The organism is Labilibaculum antarcticum (assembly GCF_002356295.1).
GTDB lineage: Bacteria > Bacteroidota > Bacteroidia > Bacteroidales > Marinifilaceae > Labilibaculum > Labilibaculum antarcticum.
The window spans coordinates 1,442,320-1,464,498 of sequence record NZ_AP018042.1 but is presented as its reverse complement, the minus strand read 5'-3'; the positions used below and the strand labels follow the sequence as shown (position 1 = coordinate 1,464,498).

Annotated in this window: 20 protein-coding genes; 11 read left to right on the top strand and 9 right to left on the bottom strand. The window is 35.2% G+C overall.

Annotated elements, in window-relative coordinates:
• Positions 1–670: 670 nt before the first annotated feature.
• From ALGA_RS05435 to ALGA_RS05420, 4 genes are all read left to right on the top strand, one after another.
• Positions 671–1,411: a DUF6261 family protein gene (locus ALGA_RS05435; RefSeq protein WP_096428362.1), complete on the top strand. Its 741-nt coding sequence runs from the start codon at positions 671–673 to the stop codon at positions 1,409–1,411.
• 370 nt (positions 1,412–1,781) lie between these two features.
• Positions 1,782–3,626 (top strand): 2-oxoacid:acceptor oxidoreductase subunit alpha, encoded by a 1,845-nt coding sequence (locus ALGA_RS05430; RefSeq protein WP_096428361.1) that lies wholly within the window; start codon positions 1,782–1,784, stop codon positions 3,624–3,626.
• Positions 3,627–3,628: 2 nt separating this feature from the next.
• On the top strand, positions 3,629–4,669 hold the full coding sequence (locus ALGA_RS05425) for a 2-oxoacid:ferredoxin oxidoreductase subunit beta (protein WP_096428360.1): 1,041 nt from the start codon (positions 3,629–3,631) through the stop codon (positions 4,667–4,669).
• 255 nt (positions 4,670–4,924) lie between these two features.
• Positions 4,925–7,900 (top strand): PEP/pyruvate-binding domain-containing protein, encoded by a 2,976-nt coding sequence (locus ALGA_RS05420; protein WP_096428359.1) that lies wholly within the window; start codon positions 4,925–4,927, stop codon positions 7,898–7,900.
• Positions 7,901–7,952: 52 nt separating this feature from the next.
• On the opposite strand, the gene fabD is transcribed toward ALGA_RS05420, so the two are convergent.
• Positions 7,953–8,843: an ACP S-malonyltransferase gene (gene fabD / locus ALGA_RS05415; RefSeq protein ID WP_096428358.1), complete on the bottom strand. Its 891-nt coding sequence runs from the start codon at positions 8,841–8,843 to the stop codon at positions 7,953–7,955.
• A gap of 177 nt (positions 8,844–9,020) precedes the next feature.
• Positions 9,021–9,650 (bottom strand): GTP cyclohydrolase I FolE, encoded by a 630-nt coding sequence (folE, locus tag ALGA_RS05410; RefSeq protein ID WP_096428357.1) that lies wholly within the window; start codon positions 9,648–9,650, stop codon positions 9,021–9,023.
• A 112-nt stretch (positions 9,651–9,762) separates the two neighbouring features.
• On the opposite strand from folE, the gene ALGA_RS05405 reads away from it, so the two are divergent.
• Entirely contained in the window at positions 9,763–10,452 is a 690-nt protein-coding gene (locus ALGA_RS05405; RefSeq protein ID WP_096428356.1) for a hypothetical protein, read from the top strand.
• Here the strand turns inward: ALGA_RS05405 and ALGA_RS05400 are convergent.
• Positions 10,449–11,750, bottom strand: coding sequence for an MATE family efflux transporter (locus tag ALGA_RS05400; RefSeq protein WP_096428355.1), 1,302 nt, complete (start codon positions 11,748–11,750; stop codon positions 10,449–10,451). The two genes, ALGA_RS05405 and ALGA_RS05400, sit on opposite strands and share 4 nt — an antisense overlap.
• A gap of 188 nt (positions 11,751–11,938) precedes the next feature.
• Here ALGA_RS05400 and ALGA_RS05395 point away from each other — a divergent pair, with 188 nt between their 5' ends.
• Both ALGA_RS05395 and ALGA_RS05390 read left to right on the top strand, forming a co-directional pair.
• Entirely contained in the window at positions 11,939–12,541 is a 603-nt protein-coding gene (locus tag ALGA_RS05395) for a superoxide dismutase (protein ID WP_096428354.1), read from the top strand.
• Positions 12,542–12,668: 127 nt separating this feature from the next.
• Entirely contained in the window at positions 12,669–13,250 is a 582-nt protein-coding gene (locus ALGA_RS05390) for a superoxide dismutase (RefSeq protein WP_096428353.1), read from the top strand.
• Positions 13,251–13,354: 104 nt separating this feature from the next.
• On the opposite strand, the gene ALGA_RS05385 is transcribed toward ALGA_RS05390, so the two are convergent.
• From ALGA_RS05385 to ALGA_RS05370, 4 genes are read right to left on the bottom strand one after another with little or no spacing between them, the layout of a single operon-like run.
• Positions 13,355–13,798, bottom strand: a complete 444-nt coding sequence (locus ALGA_RS05385) for a GNAT family N-acetyltransferase (protein WP_096428352.1) — start codon at positions 13,796–13,798, stop codon at positions 13,355–13,357.
• A 4-nt stretch (positions 13,799–13,802) separates the two neighbouring features.
• Positions 13,803–14,759 (bottom strand): glycoside hydrolase family protein, encoded by a 957-nt coding sequence (locus ALGA_RS05380; RefSeq protein ID WP_096428351.1) that lies wholly within the window; start codon positions 14,757–14,759, stop codon positions 13,803–13,805.
• A gap of 12 nt (positions 14,760–14,771) precedes the next feature.
• On the bottom strand, positions 14,772–15,740 hold the full coding sequence (locus ALGA_RS05375) for a glycoside hydrolase family protein (RefSeq protein WP_197705715.1): 969 nt from the start codon (positions 15,738–15,740) through the stop codon (positions 14,772–14,774).
• The gene (locus ALGA_RS05370; protein ID WP_096428349.1) at positions 15,737–16,462 is read right to left on the bottom strand and encodes a WbqC family protein; all 726 of its coding nucleotides are present in this window, start codon (positions 16,460–16,462) and stop codon (positions 15,737–15,739) included. The genes ALGA_RS05375 and ALGA_RS05370 overlap by 4 nt, the downstream gene beginning before the upstream one ends.
• Before the next feature lie 594 nt (positions 16,463–17,056).
• Here ALGA_RS05370 and ALGA_RS05365 point away from each other — a divergent pair.
• Together ALGA_RS05365 and ALGA_RS05360 are read left to right on the top strand one after the other, a co-directional pair.
• Positions 17,057–17,629: a nitroreductase family protein gene (locus tag ALGA_RS05365; protein WP_096428348.1), complete on the top strand. Its 573-nt coding sequence runs from the start codon at positions 17,057–17,059 to the stop codon at positions 17,627–17,629.
• A gap of 18 nt (positions 17,630–17,647) precedes the next feature.
• Entirely contained in the window at positions 17,648–18,361 is a 714-nt protein-coding gene (locus ALGA_RS05360) for a peptidase associated/transthyretin-like domain-containing protein (RefSeq protein ID WP_096428347.1), read from the top strand.
• A 51-nt stretch (positions 18,362–18,412) separates the two neighbouring features.
• On the opposite strand, the gene ALGA_RS05355 is transcribed toward ALGA_RS05360, so the two are convergent.
• Positions 18,413–19,324, bottom strand: coding sequence for a proline dehydrogenase family protein (locus ALGA_RS05355; protein WP_096428346.1), 912 nt, complete (start codon positions 19,322–19,324; stop codon positions 18,413–18,415).
• A 315-nt stretch (positions 19,325–19,639) separates the two neighbouring features.
• On the opposite strand from ALGA_RS05355, the gene ALGA_RS05350 reads away from it, so the two are divergent.
• Together ALGA_RS05350 and ALGA_RS05345 are read left to right on the top strand one after the other, a co-directional pair.
• Positions 19,640–20,230, top strand: coding sequence for an OmpH family outer membrane protein (locus ALGA_RS05350; protein WP_096428345.1), 591 nt, complete (start codon positions 19,640–19,642; stop codon positions 20,228–20,230).
• A gap of 220 nt (positions 20,231–20,450) precedes the next feature.
• Positions 20,451–21,716: a family 2 glycosyl transferase gene (locus tag ALGA_RS05345; RefSeq protein ID WP_096428344.1), complete on the top strand. Its 1,266-nt coding sequence runs from the start codon at positions 20,451–20,453 to the stop codon at positions 21,714–21,716.
• 30 nt (positions 21,717–21,746) lie between these two features.
• Here ALGA_RS05345 and ALGA_RS05340 read toward each other — a convergent pair whose 3' ends face one another.
• Entirely contained in the window at positions 21,747–22,052 is a 306-nt protein-coding gene (locus ALGA_RS05340; RefSeq protein ID WP_096428343.1) for an FtsB family cell division protein, read from the bottom strand.
• Between the last annotated feature and the right edge of the window lie 127 nt (positions 22,053–22,179).

Sequence of the window (22,179 nt, the reverse complement as noted above, 5' to 3'; positions counted from 1 at the left end):
GCACAAAGCTTAAATCTGTCGGTAGAATGCCGGCAGATATTTGACAATCAGTATCAAGCTTTCGTAGATAGGGATTATTTTAAATACTAATCGGTATTACCTGCTTTGGCCTAGAATTTGGCATCCTCCCTTTTATCTTAAGTTGGCCCCTCCCAATTTATGGGCATCCCCCTTTCACCTAAAGTTAACAGCTCAAAATTTATAAACATCTCCCTTTCTGCTAAAAGCAAGAGGCTGAAAATTCTCATGGCTTATTCTTTAGTTCACATTAGCAGTTAAAAATTTTTGGGGATCATTGGGTGAGCTGTTCCGATATTGTTTAAGAATTGGCTGGTGAGGATCTGAGTTCAGCTTATTAGCTTCATTTTTGTTGGGGACATTCTGTTAACGTACATAATGATGTTTTCCTTTTTACTTGCCTTCAAATAGCTGCAGTTTTGTTATTGTAAGTAAAGCCCACTTAAGTAAATCGCTGTTGTTTACAGACAATACTTTTAGTTCTAAATGCTGTGAGCATTCTATTTTACTTGTAGCTTAGTTAATTGGCATAGTAGTAAAGCAAGTTAGCTATCTAAATTAGATTGATATTTGTTTAAATTTTCATTGACATTGATCTCAGAAGATATTAATTTAGCTATCATATTATTTTTAATAACTAATAGAATGTAAAATGCTAGAAAGAATTAATTATGCCCGATTAACTAATAATGAGTTATACACGCTTATTAAAACCATTCTCTCAATTCTAACCGGAGTCGATCAGGAAGCACTAAATTTAAAAGGCTGGTTTGATAAATTACTAATTCCATTCAAAAAGCTTGAGTTGTCGGTAGGAATGGATAGAGGCAGTCAGTTCACCCTACTTATTGCACAAGACGATGATTTGCGCGATAAATGTTTTAAAGCCTTTAAAACCTATGTAGAGGCTTGTTTGCTTCGGGATAATGATGATTGGAATGCTGCAGGAGAATTACTTTGGCGGATTATAAATAGTCATGGTTTGTATCTCCACACTGAGAGCTATTCGAAAGAAAGTGCTTTACTGGATAAGCTTATTCTTGAACTGGAAACGAATGCTAAAGCCCGGGAAGCTATTGTACTGATAAAGGGAGAGGAATGGTTCTTTGAAATGAAAAACGGTAGAGACAGGTATAAAGCGCATTGGAACGAAAGACGCGAAGAGCAAGCCAATAAGCCTGCCAGTGAGAGCGAAGAAGCCAGAAAGGACATCCGAATCAGCAGCCAAAACTTATTTCAGTTTATCGATCTAATGTTTATCTCCGAGGGAGGAGAAACCTGGTTGACTCTAATTCATAATATCAACGAAGAGATTATTAAATCGAATACCATTGTAAAGGCTAGAACTACCCGTCGCGAAAATAGTAAAGAAGAAATTATTGAGAAACAATAGCAGCCCTTATAAATATCGGTCAAAGTATAATCCGAAAAGCATAGACTTGTTTTTCGGATTTTTTATTGGGAGTAGCGAGGTGTTTACAACAGTTGCCTAAAATCACCATTCCCCTTCCTTTTTTTCCTCTTATCAAGACTTAATCAACTCTTAATCAACTCCGTTTTTAACTTTAAGTGAGCTGTAACTTTTTAAGATACAAACGTTTGCAAATAGTCTGTAAATTTTTCAGTCTTTGCTTGTCTAAAAACTGGGAAACGCTACCTTTACCATGCTATGTAACATGATTTTAGCACAATCTTGTATCATCAAAATTTAAAATCAACTAACTAAATAAAGGAATTAATACCAAGCTTAATTCAAAACAGTTATGACTCAAAAGATAAAAATCATTGAAAGAGAAGAAGTTGTAATTCGATTTTCCGGAGATTCGGGGGATGGCATGCAACTCACAGGAACGCAATTTTCGGATACGTCCGCATTGTTCGGGAATGATGTTGCTACTTTTCCTGATTATCCAGCTGAGATTAGAGCTCCTCAAGGAACAGTTGGTGGGGTATCCGGTTTTCAATTGCATTTCGGGCACATGGAGGTGAATACTCCTGGTGATTTTGCCGATGTGTTGGTGGCAATGAACCCAGCAGCATTAAAAGCAAATTTAAAATGGGTGAAAGCTAGTGGAACCATCATTGTAAATGAGGATAGTTTTACTGCAAAAGGCATTGAAAAGGCAGGTTATGATTCTAATCCGTTAGAAGATGAAAAGTTGGCAGATTACAATCTGATTAAAGCACGGGTAACTTCACTAACTAAAGAGTGCTTAAAAGATTCTGGATTGGATCAGAAAAGTATTCTTCGCAGCAAGAACATGTTTACTTTGGGTATGGTTTATTGGATGTTTGATCGTCCGTTGGATCATACGGAAGAATTTCTTGAAAATAAATTCAAAAAATATCCATTAGTTGTTGAAGGAAACAAGATGGTGTTGCGGGCAGGATATAATTTTGCAAAAACCATTGAAGCTTTGCCTTATAATTTTAGTGTGGCACCAGCTAAGATCAAGAAAGGAACCTATCGCAATATCACGGGAAATAAAGCAACAGCATGGGGATTAATTGCCGCAGCTGAAAAAGCTGGTTTGGAGTTGTTCTGCGGATCGTATCCAATTACTCCGGCCACCGAGATTTTTCAGGAATTGGCAGCTCGCAAGGATTTAGGAGTGAAAACATTTCAGGCTGAAGATGAAATAGCAGGTATCTGCACATCAATTGGTGCAAGTTTCGCGGGTTGCTTTGCGGTTACCACAACCTCTGGGCCGGGATTGGCTCTTAAGACAGAAGCTGCAGGTTTAGCCGTTATGACTGAATTGCCTTTGGTAATTGTGAATGTTCAGCGTGGTGGTCCGTCAACAGGTTTGCCTACAAAAACAGAGCAATCAGATTTAATGCAGGCAATTCATGGTCGCAGTGGAGAATGTCCAATGCCGGTAATTGCAGCTAGTACGCCATCAAATTGCTTTGAGTATGCTTTTAGAGCCGGTAAAATCGCTTTGGAGCACATGACCCCGGTTATCCTATTAACCGACGGATTTATTGCGAATGGTGCCGAGCCATGGAGAATACCAAAAATGTCCGATCTATCTCCTATTAATGTGCCATTGGCCAAAGAGGGAGACGATTATCAACCATACGCAAGAGATGCTGAAAAACTGAATCGGAGATGGGCTGTGCCTGGCACAAAAGGCTTGGAACATCGTATTGGTGGTTTGGAGAAGATGGATGTAACAGGAGAGGTTTCATATGTACCGGAGAATCACCAGGTGATGACCGACATTCGATCTGAAAGAATTCGACGAGTAGCTAATTATATCCCAGATCTTCCTGTAAAGGGCAATGAGGAAGCTGATGTTTTAGTAGTAGGATGGGGTGGGACATATGGTCACTTAACCACGGCTGTACGAGAACTTCAGAAAGAAGGTAAGGATATTGCATTAGCACATTTTCATTATATTTTTCCACTGCCTAAGAATACTGAAGAGGTTTTAAAGCGTTATAAAAAAGTTATTATTTGTGAATTGAATGAAGGACAATTTGCCGAGTATTTAAGAGCAAGTTTTCAGGATATCAAATTCAAACAGTATAATAAATTACAAGGATTACCTTTTACGGTGATAGAATTAAAAGAGAGGTTTAACCAATTATTGGAGGAGAAATAATCATGACAGATACAATTCTTAAATCATTTAGGCCTGAGAAATTGACTCCAAAAGATTTTAAAAGTGATCAGGAAGTAAAATGGTGTCCCGGATGTGGTGACCATGGAGTGTTAAATTCGGTGCAAAAAGCAATGGCTGCCATGGATGTTCCGAAAGAAAAGTTTGCGGTTATTTCGGGTATCGGGTGTTCATCTCGTTTTCCATATTATATGAATACTTACGGTTTTCATACAATTCATGGTAGAGCTGCAGCTATTGCTTCAGGTGTAAAATCGGCTAATCCCGATCTTGAAATATTACAAATATCAGGAGATGGTGATGCGTTAGCAATTGGAGGTAATCATTTTATCCATGCTATTCGTCGTAATATCGACATGACAATCATTCTTTTTAATAATGAGATTTATGGTCTGACAAAAGGTCAATATTCACCAACATCAAAACAAGGAATGGTAACTAAAACGTCTCCATTCGGAACAATCGAACAACCATTTCATCCTGCTGAATTGGCTTTGGGAGCTCAGTCTAAATTTTATTCAAGAACAATTGATACAAATATTAAGTTGACTACTGAATTAATTTTAGCTGGATCGAAACACAAAGGAACATCTATAATTGAAGTTCTTCAAAATTGTGTAATCTATAATGATGGTGCACATACATTAATCACAGACAAGGAAACGAAGGACGATTTTCAATTGCTTCTGCATCATGGCGAGAGAATGATTTTTGGAAAGCAGAGGAATAAAGGATTGGTTTTAGGTGGTAACGGAAAGCTAATTGTAGTTACGATTGGTGAATTTGGGATTGCTGAACAGGATGTTCTTATTCACGATGCACACAATCCAGACCCTCATATGGCTTGGTTATTATCTAATATGTCGGCACCGGAGTATCCTGTGGCACTAGGTGTAATTAGAGATGTTTCAGCACTTTCTTATGAGGAGAAATTGGTTCAGCAAATTAAAGATGTTCAAGCAACAGCAACAATCAAGTGCATGGATGATTTGCTGAATAGCGGTGATACCTGGGACGTTAAATAACACAAAGTGAAATTTTAATTTATCATTAATAAAAAGAGGAAACCATGAGTTTCCTCTTTGTTTTTTATTCGTATTTTTTACTATTTGCGATATCATTTAAAAGGAAAAAGGAAATACTGAAAAATGATTTTCCTTTTCAGTATTTGATTTTGAATGAAATCAGGACTCGTTATAAAAAGGTTGATATCAAACCGGATATTTATCTTATTTTGTATTTTTAAATAAAGACAACAAAAAACATTTATACCAATTGACATGGAAGAAGTTTCAATTTCCAAAATATACAAACGGAAAAAGAATGATAGGGATATTTTTCAGGAATTGATGCCTTTTAAAGTGAAGGAAATTCTTTTGATCGCAACCTATTATGATGCTTATACAATTGTTCGGGAAGGACAATTCTCAGATAAAATTGTAGGAGAGTATTTGCAATTAAATTTATATGCAGCTCCGCGATTTACGAGTGTCTCCACCAACGATGAAGCATTGGAAGCCTTAAAAAACAGGACTTACGATGTGGTCATCTTAATGGCAGGCTTGGATAAGGAATCTCCGCTGAAATTAAGTCAGGAAATTAAATTGGATCATCCCGAAATTCCTGTTTTGGTTTTGGTGAACAACAATAGCGATTTGGCTTATTTTGACAGAGCTGCTGACAAGATAAAGAACAATATTGACAGAGTTTTTGTCTGGAATGGCTCAACCAAGATTTTTATGGCCATGACCAAGTATGTTGAGGATCGAATGAATTTGGAAACCGATACCAAAAGTGGAGATGTAAGAGTCATTTTGTTGGTTGAGGATTCGGTAAAATATTATTCCAGATATCTGCCATTGTTGTATACATCAGTAATGACCCAAACCCAAAAAGTAATATCGGATGAAGGTGATATTGATGAAATGCATAAGATTTTGAAAATGCGGGCCAGACCAAAAGTTATTTTGGTGAGCACGTATGAGGATGCAGTTGAAGTTATAGATAATTACTTGGAAAACCTGTTGTGTGTAATTTCTGATGTTCGTTTTTCAAAAGATGGCAAATTAGATGATGATTCGGGGGTAGATCTGATTAAATATGTGCAGGAAAAAAACATGAAGATTCCATGTTTAATGCAATCGCATGATACAGATAATGCGATTCGTGCCATGCAGGTTGATGCTGATTTTATTAATAAAAACAGTGACACACTGGCTTTAGATATCTACAATTTTATTTATACAAAACTCGGTTTTGGTGATTTTGTTTTTCGAAACCAAAGTGGAACTAAGGTTGCTATGGCAAAGTCCATGGAAGAATTTGAAGAAAAACTTAAATACGTTCCTGATGAATCACTACTTTTTCATTCAAAAAGAAATGGAATTTCGACCTGGTTAATGGCACGTGGAGAAATTAATATTGCCAAAAAGCTAAGAAGATATCAGATTGAGGATTTTAAATCAGTAAAAGAATTACGTAAATTTTGTTTGGATGTATTTGAATCTTCACGCATAAAACAGTTACGTGGGCGTATTATTAAATTCAGACCCAATATTGTAAATTCGAACCACTACATTGTGCGTTTGGGACAAGGCTCTTTAGGAGGAAAAGGTCGTGGATTAGCTTTCTTGTGTAATTTTATAGAGAACATTTACTTCACTAAATTAATCAAGGATATTAATATCTCGATTCCTAAAACAGCAATTATAGGTGTTGATGAATACGATAATTTTATTGAGAAAAATAACCTTTACGATAAGATTTACATAGATAAAAATTACAAAAAAGTTAGAAATTTATTTGCGAAAGGCGAACTGTCAGATAAATTAAGACGAAGACTTCGACAATACCTAGAGGAAATGACTTGTCCAATAGCTGTACGATCATCAGGATTGTTTGAAGATTCATTGATGCAGCCATTTGCAGGTGTTTATGCAACTTATTTGCTGCCAAATAATCATCCGGATATTGAGGAGAGATTTCGTCAGTTGGTAACCGCGGTTAAACTTATTTACGCTTCTATTTTTACGCCTGAGGCTCAATCTTATTTTAGTGCGGTAGACTATAAAATTGAAGAAGAAAAAATGGCTGTCATTATTCAGGAGGTCGTTGGGCAAGAAACCAATGGAAGGTATTATCCAAATATCAGTGGTGTTGCGCAATCCTATAATTACTATCCTTTTTCTTATATGAAGCCTGAGGATGGTTTTGCTGTTATTGCCATAGGTCTTGGAAAGTATGTTGTTGGTGGTGAGAAAACGCATCGTTTTTGTCCCGAACATCCAAAATTGCAATTGGCTTCAATTGAAGATCAGATGAAAGATTCGCAAAAGTATTTTTATGGAATCGACATGCATAAAGATGTTTTTGATCTGGTAAAGGATGGGGAAGATGCCATAACCACTAAGTATCAACTTGCAGATGCCGAAAAAGATGGAAATTTATTGCATTGCGCATCTGTTTACGATTATCAGAATGATAGATTGGAGCCAGATTTGAATTTACGCGGACCAAGAGTGGTGAATTTCGCAAATATTCTGAAATACAATCAAGTTCCGGTTGCTCATGCCCTAAGTGTACTTTTAAATATTTTTAAGCAAGCGATGGGTGCTCCTATTGAAATAGAGTTTGCTGTTGATCTTTCAAAAGGAAAAAATAACTTCCCAACTTTCCAGCTGTTGCAGATTAAACCGCTTATTCGTCAGGAAATGAGTATTGATATTGATATGAGCAAGGTTGATAAGAATAAACTTGTTTTACTGGCAAGTAAAGGTATGGGGAATGGAAAGGTTGATCATGTGCGGGATATCGTTTATATGGATATTGATAAATTTGACCGGACTAAAACCGAAGAGATGGCTCTGGAAATTGAAAAATTGAACCAGAAGATGAAAGAACAAGATCGTCAATATGTACTAATTGGTCCTGGACGATGGGGAACAAAAGATAAGTTTACTGGAATTCCTGTATTGTGGTCTCAAATATCCAATGCAAAAGTGATTGTGGAACAAGGTTTAGAGGATTTTCCGTTAGATGCTTCCTTAGGTTCTCATTTCTTTCACAATGTGACTTCGATGAATGTGGGGTATTTTTCGGTGAGAAACAATACCGAACAGAGTTTCGTGAACCTTGATATTCTTAGTAAACAGAAGGTCGTAGAACAAATTCATTACTTTAAACACGTTCGATTTAAAGAACCATTGGAGATTTTAATGGATGGTAAAAAACAAAAAAGTGTAATAAGCTTTAAATAGCAAAAAGCCGTTTCAATAAGTATTGAAACGGCTTTTTTTATGAATTGTATTTTTATCCTTGAAATGAATCTACACCTGCAGTTTCCATTTTACGGTCAACTTTTTTTACCAATCCTTGAATAACTTTTCCCGGACCTACTTCTGTGAATAAGGTCGCACCATCAGCAATCATATTAACCATGGTTTGAGTAAATTGAACCGGAGCAGTCAATTGAGAAACCAAATTTTTCTTGATTTCATCAGGATCTGAAACAGGCATTGCATTTACATTCTGATATACCGGACAGATTGGAGTTGAGAAAGTCGTATTCTCAATAGCTTCCTCCAATTCTACACGCGCAGGCTCCATTAAAGGAGAATGAAATGCACCACCTACTTTTAAAGGAATAGCTCTTTTAGCACCAGCCTCAAGTAGTTTTTCGCAAGCAATCTCAATGCCTTTCATGCTACCGGAAATAACCAATTGTCCAGGACAGTTGAAATTAGCAGGGACTACAATTTCGTTAATTTCTCCACATATTTTTATTACAGTTTCATCATCCAATCCGATTATTGCGGCCATGGTTGATGGTTCAATTTTGCAGGCTTTTTGCATTGCTACAGCACGCTGAGAAACCAATTTAAGACCATCTTCGAAAGATAAGGCTCCATTAGCAACCAAAGCAGAAAATTCACCTAATGAGTGCCCAGCTACCATTTCTGGTTTGAAATTCACACCAAGAGTTTCAGCTAAAATTACAGAATGCAAAAAAATCGCAGGCTGAGTAACATTAGTTTGACGTAAATCTTCATCAGTTCCTTCAAACATCAGGTCGGTAATTTTAAAACCTAAAATATCGTTGGCTTGTTCAAAAAGATCTTTGGCAAGGTCTGAATTTTCGTACAGGTCTTTTCCCATACCAACAAATTGGGCTCCTTGCCCTGGAAATACATATGCTTTCATATTCTTCTTCAATTAATAATTCCCAATTCATCAATAAATTTAAGGTAATGAATTGATTATCACGGTAAGATTTAAAATATCCCAGGCACAAAGATATCTATTCAATTTACAATGTGCAATTTTAATAAGAACAATGTAAATTGGTAAATCTTTGATTCTTAGGAATACTCAACTTAATTAGTAGTTAGATTTAGTAGAAATCAAACGAATAAACTCTTCTCTTGTAGCAACCTTTTCAAAGGCGCCGGTAAAATCAGATGTCGTTGTAATTGCATTTTGTTTTTGAACTCCACGCATGGACATACACATGTGCTGAGCTTCAATAACTACAGCAACCCCTAATGGATTTAGAGTGTTTTGAATGCAGTCTTTAATCTGCGTGGTTAAACGCTCTTGTACCTGTAATCTTCGAGCAAAAGCATCAACAACCCGGGCAATTTTACTCAATCCGGTAATGGTGCCGTTTGGAATGTATGCAACATGTGCTCTACCCACAAAAGGCAACATATGATGCTCACACATAGAATAAACCTCAATATCTTTCACAATTACCATTTGGCGGTAATCTTCCTTAAATATAGCCGATTTTAAAATATCTTCTGGGTTGTTATGGTATCCTTGTGTTAAGAACTGCATTGCTTTAGCAACTCGTAACGGGGTTTTTAAAAGACCTTCGCGTTCGGCATCTTCGCCTAACAATTCAAGAACTTTTTTATAGTGAAACATTAGCTGTTCTGTAGTATCTTGATTGTATTTTTCTATTTTTGTGAAACCGTTATGACTGTCTCCGTTGGTTGAAAATTCCATCTGTATTTAGTGTTTTAATTCAAGTCGTAATATTGACTTTCAAAAGTAAGTATAAATTTCACCTATATAACAAACTTTTCGAAAGTTTTGTTCTGGCTAAGTTATTGCATCAATGGAGATATTAATAATAGCAGGCGCTTTTTCAGCCATGCAAAACTTTATTAGTCAACTGGTTTTAGTTGAAAATTTAGGGAAGAACTATGCACGTTTTAGCTATCAGGAAACGGAGCTGGATATTCTTATCTCTGGAACTGGTGGAAGTGTTACATCCTATTCTTTGACCAAATCGCTGAATAATAAAAAGTATGATGTTGTTATTCATTTGGGAAGATGTTTTTCATTAAAGGATCAACAGGAATCGGGAATTGTAATCAATTTAATTGATGATTATTTTGGCGATTTAGGTTTTGAAACTGAAGACGCATTTTCCTCTGTATTTGATTTGGGGATACGGAATAAAAATGAATTCCCATTCGCAAATGAAATTCTTGAAAACAATTTACGCTTGCCTGAATTTCAAACACCACATATTAAGGCAAGTGGAATTAGTTGTAATTGCATTCCTTCCAATTTGTTCGGGATTGCTAGCATGTATCAAAAAAATCAGCCCGATGTAATTAGTCGGGATGGTGCCAGTGTATTGTATGTTTGTTTGGAAGAGAACGTGAAATTAATTCAGCTTTTTTATGTGGTCGATCGACTTGAAAATGCGAGTGAAAACTATAATATTGAGGAAGAAGAAGTTTTAAAATTAACGGAAGCTTTGCAACTCACACTAGCTGGGGTTCTGAATCTGAATTAATTGAATTTTAAAAGTATTGCCTTTTTGTAATATATAGTTTGAAATACTCCGCGAGCCAGCATGAATCCAAGCATGGCCATCCATAATCCATGATTTTGAAAGCTGTTACTCAGAAAATAGTAACTGGGTATAAAAACAAATAAAGTTGCTGCGATCATTGTTTTCCTCATATAGACCGAAGCGGTTGCACCGATAAAAATTCCATCCAGTAAAAAAGAGCTGAAACTTAGAATTGGCAATAATACAATCCATTTTATATAGGCTTGTGCTTCTAATATCGTCGATTCACTATTTGTTAATGCTGCTAAAATCCAATTACTGCTTGTCGCATAAAAAATAGTGAAGGCGAGGCTTATTCCAATTCCCCAAATAAAAAGCAGACGAATTACACTTCTCAATCCAGTTTGGTTTTTAGCTCCAATAAATTTCCCCACTAAAGCCTCGGCCGCAAATGCAAAGCCATCCATAAAGTAAGAGAAGATGAATAAAAATTGCAGGAGTAGTGAATTTACGGCCAGAATGGTTTTGTTTGTGTTAGCCGATTCTGTTGTGAAAAATGTGAACACGAATATGATGCAGAGCGTTCGAATGAAAATATCCTTATTAATTGCAATGAAGTTCTTCAATTCTTTAATTTGCATCATCCCTTTTCTACTCCAGTAGTGAAACAATCGACGGTAAAATCGAAGGATGAAAAACAGAGCCATAAATAATCCGCAATACTGGGCAATTACAGTTCCTAAGGCAACACCACGAGCATCTAAATTCATTCCATAAACAAAGTAGGTGGACAACGCAATGTTGATAATATTACTCACAACGGCAATTATCATTGGGATCTTCGAGTTTTGCATACCAATAAACCATCCCGTTAAGGCATACAAACCAATTGTTGCAGGTGCCGCCCAAACTCTAATGTAATAGTACGATTTAGCTATTTTCTCCACCGATGCTTCACAGTCAAACACATAGAAACTTAAATCAGCAATTGGTTTTTGTAGTAATAATATAACAATACTTCCAAGTAGTGCAACTAAAAGTGCTCTAGACAAGGACAGAATTGTTTCGCTCAGATTTCTTGCTCCATAGGCTTGGGCAGTTATTCCTGTTGTACCCATGCGCAAAAAGGCAAATCCCCAATAAAGAAAATTAAAAATGGTTCCTCCCAAGGCTATGGCACCAATAAAATCAACTTTTCCCAAATGTCCCATCAAAGCCAGATCGACAATACCTAAAAGGGGAATGGTAATATTACTGACAATATTTGGAAGCGCTATTTTGAGAATTCGTTTGTTCACTGGTTGATATTAAGAATATTTTAAGGCACGAAAGTAGCTAAAAATCTTTTAGCTAACAGGCTTTTGGAAGTGTTGAAAATAAAAGACAAAAAAGTCTTTAATTTAATTGGATTTAGTCCAGATAAAAATTAGCTTTGTTTTAGTGTTACGAAAATAGATAATAATTACAATTAAAATAGATACAAGATATGGCATTTGAATTACCAAAATTACAATATGCTTACGATGCTCTCGAGCCACATATTGATGCAAGAACAATGGAAATCCATCATTCAAAACATCACGCAGGATATACAAATAACTTGAATGTTGCTATTGCGGGAACAGATATTGAAGGACAAAGCATAGAAAATATATTAGCAAACATTTCGAAGCAATCAGTTGCTGTGCGAAATAATGGAGGTGGATTTTTCAACCACGATTTATTTTGGAACGTAATGTCTCCAAATGGAGGAGGAAATCCTTCAGGTTCATTATTAGCTGCAATTGAAAAAGATTTTGGATCGTTTGAATCATTTAAAGAAGAATTTTCCAAAGCTGCTGCTACTCGTTTTGGTTCAGGTTGGGCTTGGTTGGTGAAACAATCAAATGGCAAACTTGTTGTGAGTTCAACTCCAAATCAAGATAATCCACTAATGGATTTAGCAGACGTAAAAGGAACACCAATTTTAGGATTGGATGTTTGGGAACACGCATATTATCTGAAATTTCAGAATAAACGACCAGATTACATTTCAGAATTCTGGAATGTAGTAAATTGGGAGGAAGTGGCTAAACGCTTTCAGGATTAGTTTTGTTTATTGTTTTTTTGATTTTGGGACCGGCTTTCTTTTGAAAGCCGGTCTTTTAGTTTTGTCAATTATTGAATATGTGGAAAATTATGTTGAAATTGTATCGTAAATCAAAAAAAACAAAGATATGATACACGAACTACCGCAATTACCTTATGCTTTAAATGAGCTTGAACCATCAATTAGCCAAAGAACATTAGAGTTTCATTATGGAAAGCATCATCAGGCCTACGTTACCAATTTGAATAATTTAATTAAAGGAACTGCCTTTGAGAAAGCTAGCTTAGACGAAATTGTTCGTCATTCCGAAGGTGGAATTTTCAATAATGGGGCGCAGGTTTACAATCACACTTTTTATTTTATGGCTTTAAGTCCAAATGGAGGAGGAGAACCTAAAGGGAAATTAGCTGATGCATTAACCGAAACATTTGGATCATTAGCTGCATTTAAAGAAGAATTTTCGAAAGCTGGTGCAACATTATTTGGATCGGGTTGGGTATGGCTGGTAGCCGATTCTCATAACAAATTAAGAATTGTGAAGAAAAATAATGCCGGTAATCCACTTACTGACGGCATGACACCAATATTAACTATGGATGTTTGGGAACATGCCTATTATTTGGATACACAAAATGCACGTCCGAAATACATTGAGAACTTCTGGAATTTGGTGAATTGGGATGTGATTGAAAAACGATTCGAGGAATAATTTTTTTTTAAAAAATTCTAACCTGTCATCCCTAAATAATCTTAGCGATGACAGGTTTTTTTTGCCTGTAAATTCTGTATTATATATTTCTAAATATTTTAAGATTAATTCAGGTTGTGTTTCATAATAATAAAATCATTCTTGTCCTCTATTTTTAGGAAGTTTAATTTCTCATACAAATGAATGGCGCCGGTACTCTTTTTACAAACCTCTAAACTAATTTCCTTGATTTGGTTTTCAAAAGAATATTTAATACAAGCTGACATTAACTCTAAAGCAACCCCTTTTCCAGTATAATCCTTGGTGACACTTACATTGGTTATGAATCCGGAATGATTTTCTGAATAATTAAAATAAGCAGCAACACATCCAATAAGTCTGTTCTCAACCCAAGCTTCGAATGTGATCGCTTGATTATATATTTTTCTCGAATAGTCCTGAAGGCAGACTGTTTTGTCGAGCGGAGGAATGAAACGATCTTTACACTCAATTAAATGATTGTGAATGTCTTGCTCATTTGCACTTTTTATTTTGTAGCTTATCTTCATCTTGTTACAAGTTTTCTAGAACAGCAAGTCCAAAGCCATAACGTCCAAATTTATTTCCATTATATAAAAGATATATTTTCCCATCGCAATGGAACATGTGCGGGTAGCATTGCATTTCCGAGTCCCAGCCATCCATAGAGACATCAATACCAACTTGGTCATCCTTGCGAATCCAGTTTTTCATGTCCTCAGAGAAAGCATATCCAATCCGATAAGCTCTTTGGCTGTTATTCCTAAAATTAGTTGCTTCCCGGTAACAAAATACCATGTGGTATTTGTTATTGTATTTGATGACACTTGGCAGTGCCTGACATTCATTGGTATTTAGTTTGTTGGTGATTAGCTGTTTGTTGTGCTTTTGCCATGAAATTCCATTATCAGATGTGGCATATCCAATTTTATAAACCCGTTGAGGTTCATCTGTACCTTCGGGCTGAACCCATTTGGTTCCGTATATATACCACATATGATAAATGTCGTCGAAAATGGCAACGAAAGGATCTCCAACCAGGTAAGGCTCGTGTAAAGATGAAGTTAAAACAGGTCCATCTCCAATTCTTTTAAAAGTTAGACCGTTATCAAAACTTTCAGATAAGCCTATGGAGGTTTCAACTGATACTGATACTCTTCTGGTCCATCCTCCAATATAGCCTAGGATTTTATCCTCGTCTCTCACTACATTTAAAGGAAATATCCCATGCTCGTCGTAACATCCTAGTTTGCCTAAGCTGATAACAGGTTTTGATGAGATCTGGATGATTTTTTTCAAGCTTTTATCAAAATCGGCAAAAGCAATATGGCTTAAAAATTTTCCGTTTTTATCTATTTGCCTTGTTGAAAAGTATATCCGAACAAAGTCATCAAAAACAATGGCTTGAGGAGATTGGGCAAACTCAAGGCAAGCATTGGGGAGCTCATGTTCTGTTGGATCAAAAATTTTTCCTAGTTTTTTCCATTTCATAATACGATTCAATTATTCCGATTTATATTGCTCAAGTTCTGCCAGACCAAATCCATATCTTCCAACCTGATTTCCAAGATAAAACATATAGATTTTATCATCCAATTCAAAAACATGAGGGTAAGCAATCATTTCTGAATCCCAACCTTCATCTGAGATGTCGATTCCCACTTTACGATCATCCCGAACCCATGTGATTAAATCATCCGAAGAAGCATATCCTATTCTGTATCCACCTTCTTTGCCTCTAAAATTTAAACTGTATCTATAGCAAAAAAACATATGGTATTTGTTTTTGTAGAAAAACACATCGGGACTGGCCTGTGCTTCATTTTCTTCAAGCTTGTTTTTTATTAAATCCTGATCTTGTTTTATCCAGTGGATACCGTCGGAAGAACTTGCCATTCTGATTTTATAAACTGGTTCGGGTTTCCCATTGTTTTTGATCCATTTGCTACCTGCTATATACCACAAGTACCATTGGTTGTTAAAGCGTCTGATTTTTGGACCACTTAGAATAAATGGCTCATTTATGCTGTAGGAAAGAATAGGACCACTTCCCATTTTTGTAAAAGTTTCTCCATTGTTATTGCTCACTGCCATACCTATCGCTACATTAAATGGAACCGATTCGCATCTTGTCCAGCCAGCATAATAGGCGAGAACCTGGTTTTCATTTCTGATGACAGAAGTTGGATATATGCCAAATTCATCAAAAGTTCCTTTTTCACCTAAAGATAAAATGGGTTCTTTTGCGATATTCAGAACCTCAAATAAATTGAACCGATTCAAATCAACATAGCCTGTATAGCTTACATATTGTCCATTTTCATCAGGTTTTGGTCTGCAGGAAAAATAGACACGTATAAATTTATCAAAAATAAGAACAGAAGGAGCTTGAGCAAATTCATTCAACCAACTTACGTTCTCTACATCCTGAGGATTAAAAACCCTTCCTAGTTTTTTCCATTTAAACATCATGAATAAATTTTATGGCTTTTCTCTGTAACAAGAGAAAATCTATTTTTTATAACATCAATTACATCAGCTTTAGAATTAAACATCATAACGTCCAGTATCGATAGCCATGGTACAAATTCGTTCTTAAATTGTTCGTAAGTAAAGGGATTGGATTTTAAAAAAAATATTTCAATATTATTTTTATTAAATTCCATTGTAGAATACAAATTGATGCCTCCTATGGGATTGATATAGATAGATGAATTTAACTGCTTACAAATAGCGATCACTTTATCACTTTTTTTTAAATCATGATTAATATTGATGTCTGCAGATTTTATGATTTTAGTTTTTATATCTAAGTGATTACAGGTTAGATTGACTGAATTGAGAATATAATTGAAAAGATTATTGCTCTCGAAGCCTACTATTTCTTCCAGTAGAGGGAAAGTATGTTTAAAATGAGGCGCTTTTCTATAAGCGTTGGTAATTTGACTTAGAAGTTTTTTCTTGTCAAAATTATTAGAAATAGATTTTTCCTTGATGGATAAATAATTTGAGCTTCTATTGATTGGAATAGTAAAATATGAATCCTTGCCATTTAACATATACCTGTTTCGATTGATCCATCCTTTTTTTGTGTATTGTATGTTGTCATAAATCACAAAAATATCAACCAAGTTTATAAGCTGAAAATACCCAATATAGGGTAAGAAATAGGGTTGCATGATGGCGGTTTTCATAGGTTAAGTGGTTTTAAGCTTAGTATTAGCAAAGGGAAATATAAACCTTAGCTCCCAGGTGGTGGAGTTATATGGGGCAAACTTTATGAAAAAGAAGAGTTTTGTTTTTGCATAGATCTTCGGATTATAAAAAATAACATACAAAATAAAATAGGTCTATTAATAAATTTATGGAAAATCTACAGAGCGCACAAATTTTTTAACAGAGTGATATTCTTATTGCATAATCTGCAATTGATTTTTAAAAAGATACAATGAATTATAGTGTAATAAAATAGTTGAAAAGCTGTGATCTTACTAATTGAGATTACTGCTTTTTTTATCGGGTTAATTTATTTCTGCATGTAGAGTGTCGGTCAGCATCAATTAGATAATTATTCCTTGATTTTAGTTCAGGAAATCTGATTCCTGTTCATTATTAGATACTTGCTCAGCATATTAGTTTTGTTTCAATAATTGTGTAATTTCAACTTTAGATTAAATCGTAAAAGGATTGTCAAATTTCTTGACAGATAAGGAAAATTCCCTTAATTTAATGAATATTCTAGCTTTTGATTTGGATAAATTCATCTACTAAATTCTTATTATTATCAAATGTTAAAAGAACTTGTTTTAAAAAACAGAAGTTACCGAAGATTCTACGGAGAAGAGCAAATTTCTCTTGAAAATATTCGACAATGGATTGATTTGGCACGAATGGGTGCATCAGGGCGTAATGGTCAAACTATTAAATATCAAATCGTTTTAAGTGAGAAGAAACGAGAAGAAGTATTTGAGACTTTGGCATGGGCCGGTTATTTATCAGATTGGGATGGACCTGTAGAAGGTGAAAGACCAACAGCTTATGTCATCATGCTTAATGATGAAGACTTAGGGAAGAACTATTTTAGTGATGATGGAATTGCTGTTCAGAACCTTTTGCTTGGAGCTGTGGAAAGTGGATATGGCGGATGTATTATTCGCGCTTTTAAGGAAAAACAAGTAAGGGAAGTGTTGCAAATTCCGTTGAATTATAAAATAATACAAGTTGTGGCGTTAGGAAAACCAAAGGAAGAGGTTGTGATTGATGAAATGAAGAATGGTGATATAAAATATTGGCGGGATGAAAATCAGATTCATCATGTTCCAAAGCGGAATTTGGATGATTTGATTATAGGAGACTTATAGAGAGAAAAATTTTGAGATATGAAAAAAAACGTATTTAGTTGTTTGGTTGTACTTCTGTTTCTTCTTATAATAGAAGATGTAAGTGCACAAAAAATTAGAAATGATTCCATCTTTTTTACTGGTGCAGTAATGGATCAAAAGGAATTATCTCCTTTGCCTTATTCTCATTTTCGGGTAAATGAAAAAAGAGCAGGTACCACAAATTCTTTCGGAAGATTTTCATTTTGGGTAAACTCTGGTGACACCATACATTATACTTATGTCGGATATCATGATGTAAAAATAATAGTGAGTGATAGCCTAAAACAGAATGCTTATTTGTTTGGGGTATTTATGGCAAAGGATACGATAGCTTTGCAGGAAGTACTTATTTTGCCTCGTTTTGGTGATTTTAGGGAAGCTTTTATCAATGCAAAAGTGAATACTCCGGAATATGTTAGAGCTAAAAACAATATCAATTCGGCCACTTACGAAGCTCTTACCAAGGCTCCTGAAAAAATGGATGCTAAGGCAAATACCGATTTGTTGATTAAGAATCATGTGGTGATGAATGAGCATCATGTAATGGTGCCCCCTGATATGATGGTAGGAGTCAGCATGTCTCGAACTTTACCTGAGATTAGCAGGATGAAGAGGAAGCGAGATTTGAAAATTCCTGATAATTTGGTGACCGATAAGGAGATTACTACTTTAAAGCAAATGTATAAGTATAGTACAAAGAAAAAAGAATAAAAAAAGCGGTGATATTTCACCGCTTTTTTGTTGCCAAAACTCAGAGAATTTTCACCCTCTTCTAAATAAAGCCTTTATAATCAGCATAGCCATTTTAGGATTTTCCTTCAACCTTCTGGTTGAATATCCAAACCAGTCTTTTCCAAAAGGAACGTAAACCCTCATGGTATGTCCTTTGTCAATTATCATTTTTCTAAGTTCAGGAGTTACTCCATAAAGCATTTGAAATTCATACTTATCCTTAGGGACATTGTATTTTTCGATTAATTCGAATGCAGGTTCAACTATATTCCTATCGTGAGTTGCAATTCCCGGGTACACGTTATTTTTTAACATGAATTCCAATCCTTTTATGAAGTTTTCATTAATCTTATCGTACTTTTTGTAAGCAAGCTCATCTGGTTCAACATAAATACCTTTACAAAGGCGATAGTTTAATTTGGAGATACCGTTTTGCATGTCCATCATATTGTCCAAATCATTTAATGTTCTTTTTAAATAAGCTTGAACAACTAAGCCTACATTATGAGGGAATTCTGCTTTTAATTTTCTAAAAAGTTTAATTTCTTTGTCTACACATGGAGAATCTTCCATATCAACACGAATAAAGTTGTTGTACTCTGCGGCTTTCGCTACAACAGTGCGGATATTTTGATAACAAACGTCTTCATCAATTAATAAACCAAAAAAGGTAGGCTTAATCGAATAGTTTCCATCAATTTTATTTTCCTGAAACGCTTCAATGATTTCAATATAAGCCTCTTTGTTTTCAGTAGCCTGACTTAAATCTTTAATAAATTCACCCAAAAGATCAACGGTAACTTTAATACCTTGGCTGTTGAGTTCTTTTGAAGCCGCAATTGCGTCATCAATGGTTTCACCGGCAATGTATCTTTTCGAGAAGATCCAAACTAGCTTTTTGGGCATATATGGCAGGGTAGCCGCTATTAATTTATTAAACATAGGGTTAGGTTTTAAATTGTTATTTGGGTTTCTTTATGAGTTCAATGTATATAGTATTCCAAAATAAAAGAATGACGTTTATCAGTAATTAATTTTTCCTACACTTTAAGTGGATAAAGGAATCCTGAATAATAAATATGATGACGCAGTATTTTTTTAGTTTCCTTTTTAAGCTTATATTTGTTAGGCAAAATCAAAAAAAATAAATCCAACCCGTAATGAGTATGATGTTCGAAAAGGGATGAAGTTTTATTCTGACTCAACATTTTCAACAGATCGGGAAATAATCTTGAAAAATTAATTTTATAAATACCTATGAAAAATTTATCTATTGTTTTAAATGCAGTACTAATTGTAGCAGTTGGAATTCTGTACGTACTTCATTTTTCTAATTCATCAGCAGATTCGAAAAATTTAAAATCGGTAGCAGGTGAAGGTGCTGTTGTATATATTAATACAGATTCGTTATTAACCAGCTATAATTTTTCTCGTGATTTGAATGAGAAATTTTTGAAGAAGCAAGAAGATTCAAGAACTGATTTTAACTTTAAAGCTCAGAAGTTAGAGAAAGAAGCAGGTGAATTTCAATATAAAGCTCAAAATGGAGGTTTCTTAAGTCGTGAGAGAGCAGAAGAAGCTCAACGTAAATTAATGGCCAAGCAACAGAATTTACAACAGTTGGATCGTGAGTTGTCAAACAAATTAATGGGCGAACAACAAGCAAATAGCAAAAGATTGTTCGATAGTGTTACTAACTATTTAAAAGAATACAATGCGGCTCATAATTATAGTTTAATTTTAAGCACAACCAAAGGTGGAAATGTTCTTCTTTCTCAGGATGGACTGGATATTACCCAAGACGTTATTGTTGGTTTGAATAGCAGATATACTGCAAAACCTGAATAAATAATAAAATATCATATTTGAAGGGCAGATTAGCTATGCAAGCTATCTGCCCTTTTTTATATCTTTGCGTTTACAACAGATTTGAGATATCGGATGTGAGAAGTTCGATTACGGAAGCGATGAATAAGCTCCAATCTACTTTTTCTCTTAAAGTTAAGGATGAAAATGTATAGCAATCTCTCATTTCTCAAATCTCTTATCTCACATCTAAATTAATAAAATGGCTTTCGCTGATAAATACCTGAAGAAACAACGTCTATATCCTGACTATATTACTGATACAGTTTCCGATCAATTGAATATCATTGTAACTATTCCCTGTTTTAACGAGCCTGACTTAATTCCAAGTTTGGAAGCTTTGTGGAATTGCGAACGTGCGAATTGCCTTGCAGAGGTAATTGTAATTGTGAATTCAGGAGAGTTGGCAAGCCAAGACGTTTTAGCCCAAAATGAGAAGACCATAGCAGATGTTACTGTGTGGATGGATTCACATCAGGATGAGAAGTTGAAGTTTTATTTGATTCATCAGCCCAATTTGCCAAAGAAATTTGCAGGTGTTGGTTTGGCGCGAAAAATTGCCATGGATGAGGCGGTAAGTCGTTTCAATAAAATTGATAAGCCAAATGGGATCATAACTGGTTTCGATGCCGATTCGGGTTGTGATACCAGTTATTTTATTGAAATTGAAAAATTGTTCAACAAATATCCGAAAGCCAATGGTGCCAATATTTTTTATGAGCATCCATTGGAGGGAACAGAATTCGAGCAGCCAATTTATAATGCCATTGCGCAGTACGAGCTGTATTTACGATACTATATGTTGGCCATGCGTTTTGCCGGGCATCCACATGCATATCATACGGTAGGGTCCAGTTTTGCTGTTTCGGCAAATGCCTACATCAAGCAAGGTGGTATGAATCGCCGCCAGGCAGGTGAGGATTTCTATTTTCTTCAGAAAATAATTGCCTTAGGGAAGTTTTATGAACTTAACACCACTCGGGTAATTCCATCTCCCCGAGAATCGGATCGGGTTCCTTTTGGAACAGGCAAAGCCATTTCCACTTTCATGGATGAAGGAATTATCGATTACAAAACTTACAATTACTCTGCCTTTAAGGATCTGAAAAAATTCTTCGATCGTGTCGATGACTTTTTTGGTGTCGATTACGATACTTATTTAAATAAATTGATTGTTGGTCTTCCTGGACCCGTGCGTTCTTATTTAAAAGAGGATAATTTCTTTGAAGTTTTGGATGAAATCAATCGGAACTGTTCCAGTATCGAGTCATTCCGAAAGAAATTTTTTGGAGCTTTTAATGCCTTTAAAGTATTGAAATATATGAACAATGTTCACGAAGAATTTATTGATGAGGAGAGCATTGTGGTTTGCGCCAAACAACTGTTAGTCGATTTGGGCATCGAAACAAAAGGGATTTATTCTGCGAAAGAGTTGTTAGAGATTTATCGGGAATACGAAAAAAAATAGGAGAGCCATTGCATACAACGGCCCTTCTTATTATTCTTTAATCATTATAAATATATCTTCGTTATCCTTCTTCATCAGGTATTGTTCACGAGCGAATTTTTCGAGATTTTCCCGATTGGTTTTCAGCTCGTCAATCCGATTCTTGTCAGTTTCAATCTTTTCAATGAAGTAAGCCTTTTCTTTTTCCAGAGATTCAATTTTATTTTCATGTTCCATTCGTTCCCAAACGGAGCGTTGGTCAAAAAAGAACAGCCAAAAATAAAAGCCCACGAAGGTGATTACGTATTTGTTACGTATGATTTTTAGAAGTGTATTTTGAACGTTTTTCTGATCCATTTTGTTACTATTAAAGTGCTAAATTACAAAGAATATATCAAAATCTGAAAATCGAACGCTCGAAAAGACAAATGACCAAAGACTCAATAATAGAGGACATAAAAAACGACCGAAGAGAACTCCGGTC

What these genes read in the sequence shown, in the direction of transcription:
- ALGA_RS05350 (WP_096428345.1), top strand. Translation starts at nt 19,640, where the DNA reads ATGAAAAATTTATCTATTGTTTTAAATGCAGTACTAATTGTAGCAGTT.
- ALGA_RS05435 (WP_096428362.1), top strand. Translation starts at nt 671, where the DNA reads ATGCTAGAAAGAATTAATTATGCCCGATTAACTAATAATGAGTTATAC.
- folE (WP_096428357.1), bottom strand. Translation starts at nt 9,650, where the DNA reads ATGGAATTTTCAACCAACGGAGACAGTCATAACGGTTTCACAAAAATA.
- ALGA_RS05370 (WP_096428349.1), bottom strand. Translation starts at nt 16,462, where the DNA reads ATGAAAACCGCCATCATGCAACCCTATTTCTTACCCTATATTGGGTAT.
- ALGA_RS05395 (WP_096428354.1), top strand. Translation starts at nt 11,939, where the DNA reads ATGGCATTTGAATTACCAAAATTACAATATGCTTACGATGCTCTCGAG.
- ALGA_RS05430 (WP_096428361.1), top strand. Translation starts at nt 1,782, where the DNA reads ATGACTCAAAAGATAAAAATCATTGAAAGAGAAGAAGTTGTAATTCGA.
- ALGA_RS05360 (WP_096428347.1), top strand. Translation starts at nt 17,648, where the DNA reads ATGAAAAAAAACGTATTTAGTTGTTTGGTTGTACTTCTGTTTCTTCTT.
- ALGA_RS05340 (WP_096428343.1), bottom strand. Translation starts at nt 22,052, where the DNA reads ATGGATCAGAAAAACGTTCAAAATACACTTCTAAAAATCATACGTAAC.
- ALGA_RS05365 (WP_096428348.1), top strand. Translation starts at nt 17,057, where the DNA reads ATGTTAAAAGAACTTGTTTTAAAAAACAGAAGTTACCGAAGATTCTAC.
- ALGA_RS05390 (WP_096428353.1), top strand. Translation starts at nt 12,669, where the DNA reads ATGATACACGAACTACCGCAATTACCTTATGCTTTAAATGAGCTTGAA.
- fabD (WP_096428358.1), bottom strand. Translation starts at nt 8,843, where the DNA reads ATGAAAGCATATGTATTTCCAGGGCAAGGAGCCCAATTTGTTGGTATG.
- ALGA_RS05375 (WP_197705715.1), bottom strand. Translation starts at nt 15,740, where the DNA reads ATGATGTTTAAATGGAAAAAACTAGGAAGGGTTTTTAATCCTCAGGAT.
- ALGA_RS05385 (WP_096428352.1), bottom strand. Translation starts at nt 13,798, where the DNA reads ATGAAGATAAGCTACAAAATAAAAAGTGCAAATGAGCAAGACATTCAC.
- ALGA_RS05425 (WP_096428360.1), top strand. Translation starts at nt 3,629, where the DNA reads ATGACAGATACAATTCTTAAATCATTTAGGCCTGAGAAATTGACTCCA.
- ALGA_RS05420 (WP_096428359.1), top strand. Translation starts at nt 4,925, where the DNA reads ATGGAAGAAGTTTCAATTTCCAAAATATACAAACGGAAAAAGAATGAT.
- ALGA_RS05345 (WP_096428344.1), top strand. Translation starts at nt 20,451, where the DNA reads ATGGCTTTCGCTGATAAATACCTGAAGAAACAACGTCTATATCCTGAC.
- ALGA_RS05355 (WP_096428346.1), bottom strand. Translation starts at nt 19,324, where the DNA reads ATGTTTAATAAATTAATAGCGGCTACCCTGCCATATATGCCCAAAAAG.
- ALGA_RS05380 (WP_096428351.1), bottom strand. Translation starts at nt 14,759, where the DNA reads ATGAAATGGAAAAAACTAGGAAAAATTTTTGATCCAACAGAACATGAG.
- ALGA_RS05405 (WP_096428356.1), top strand. Translation starts at nt 9,763, where the DNA reads ATGGAGATATTAATAATAGCAGGCGCTTTTTCAGCCATGCAAAACTTT.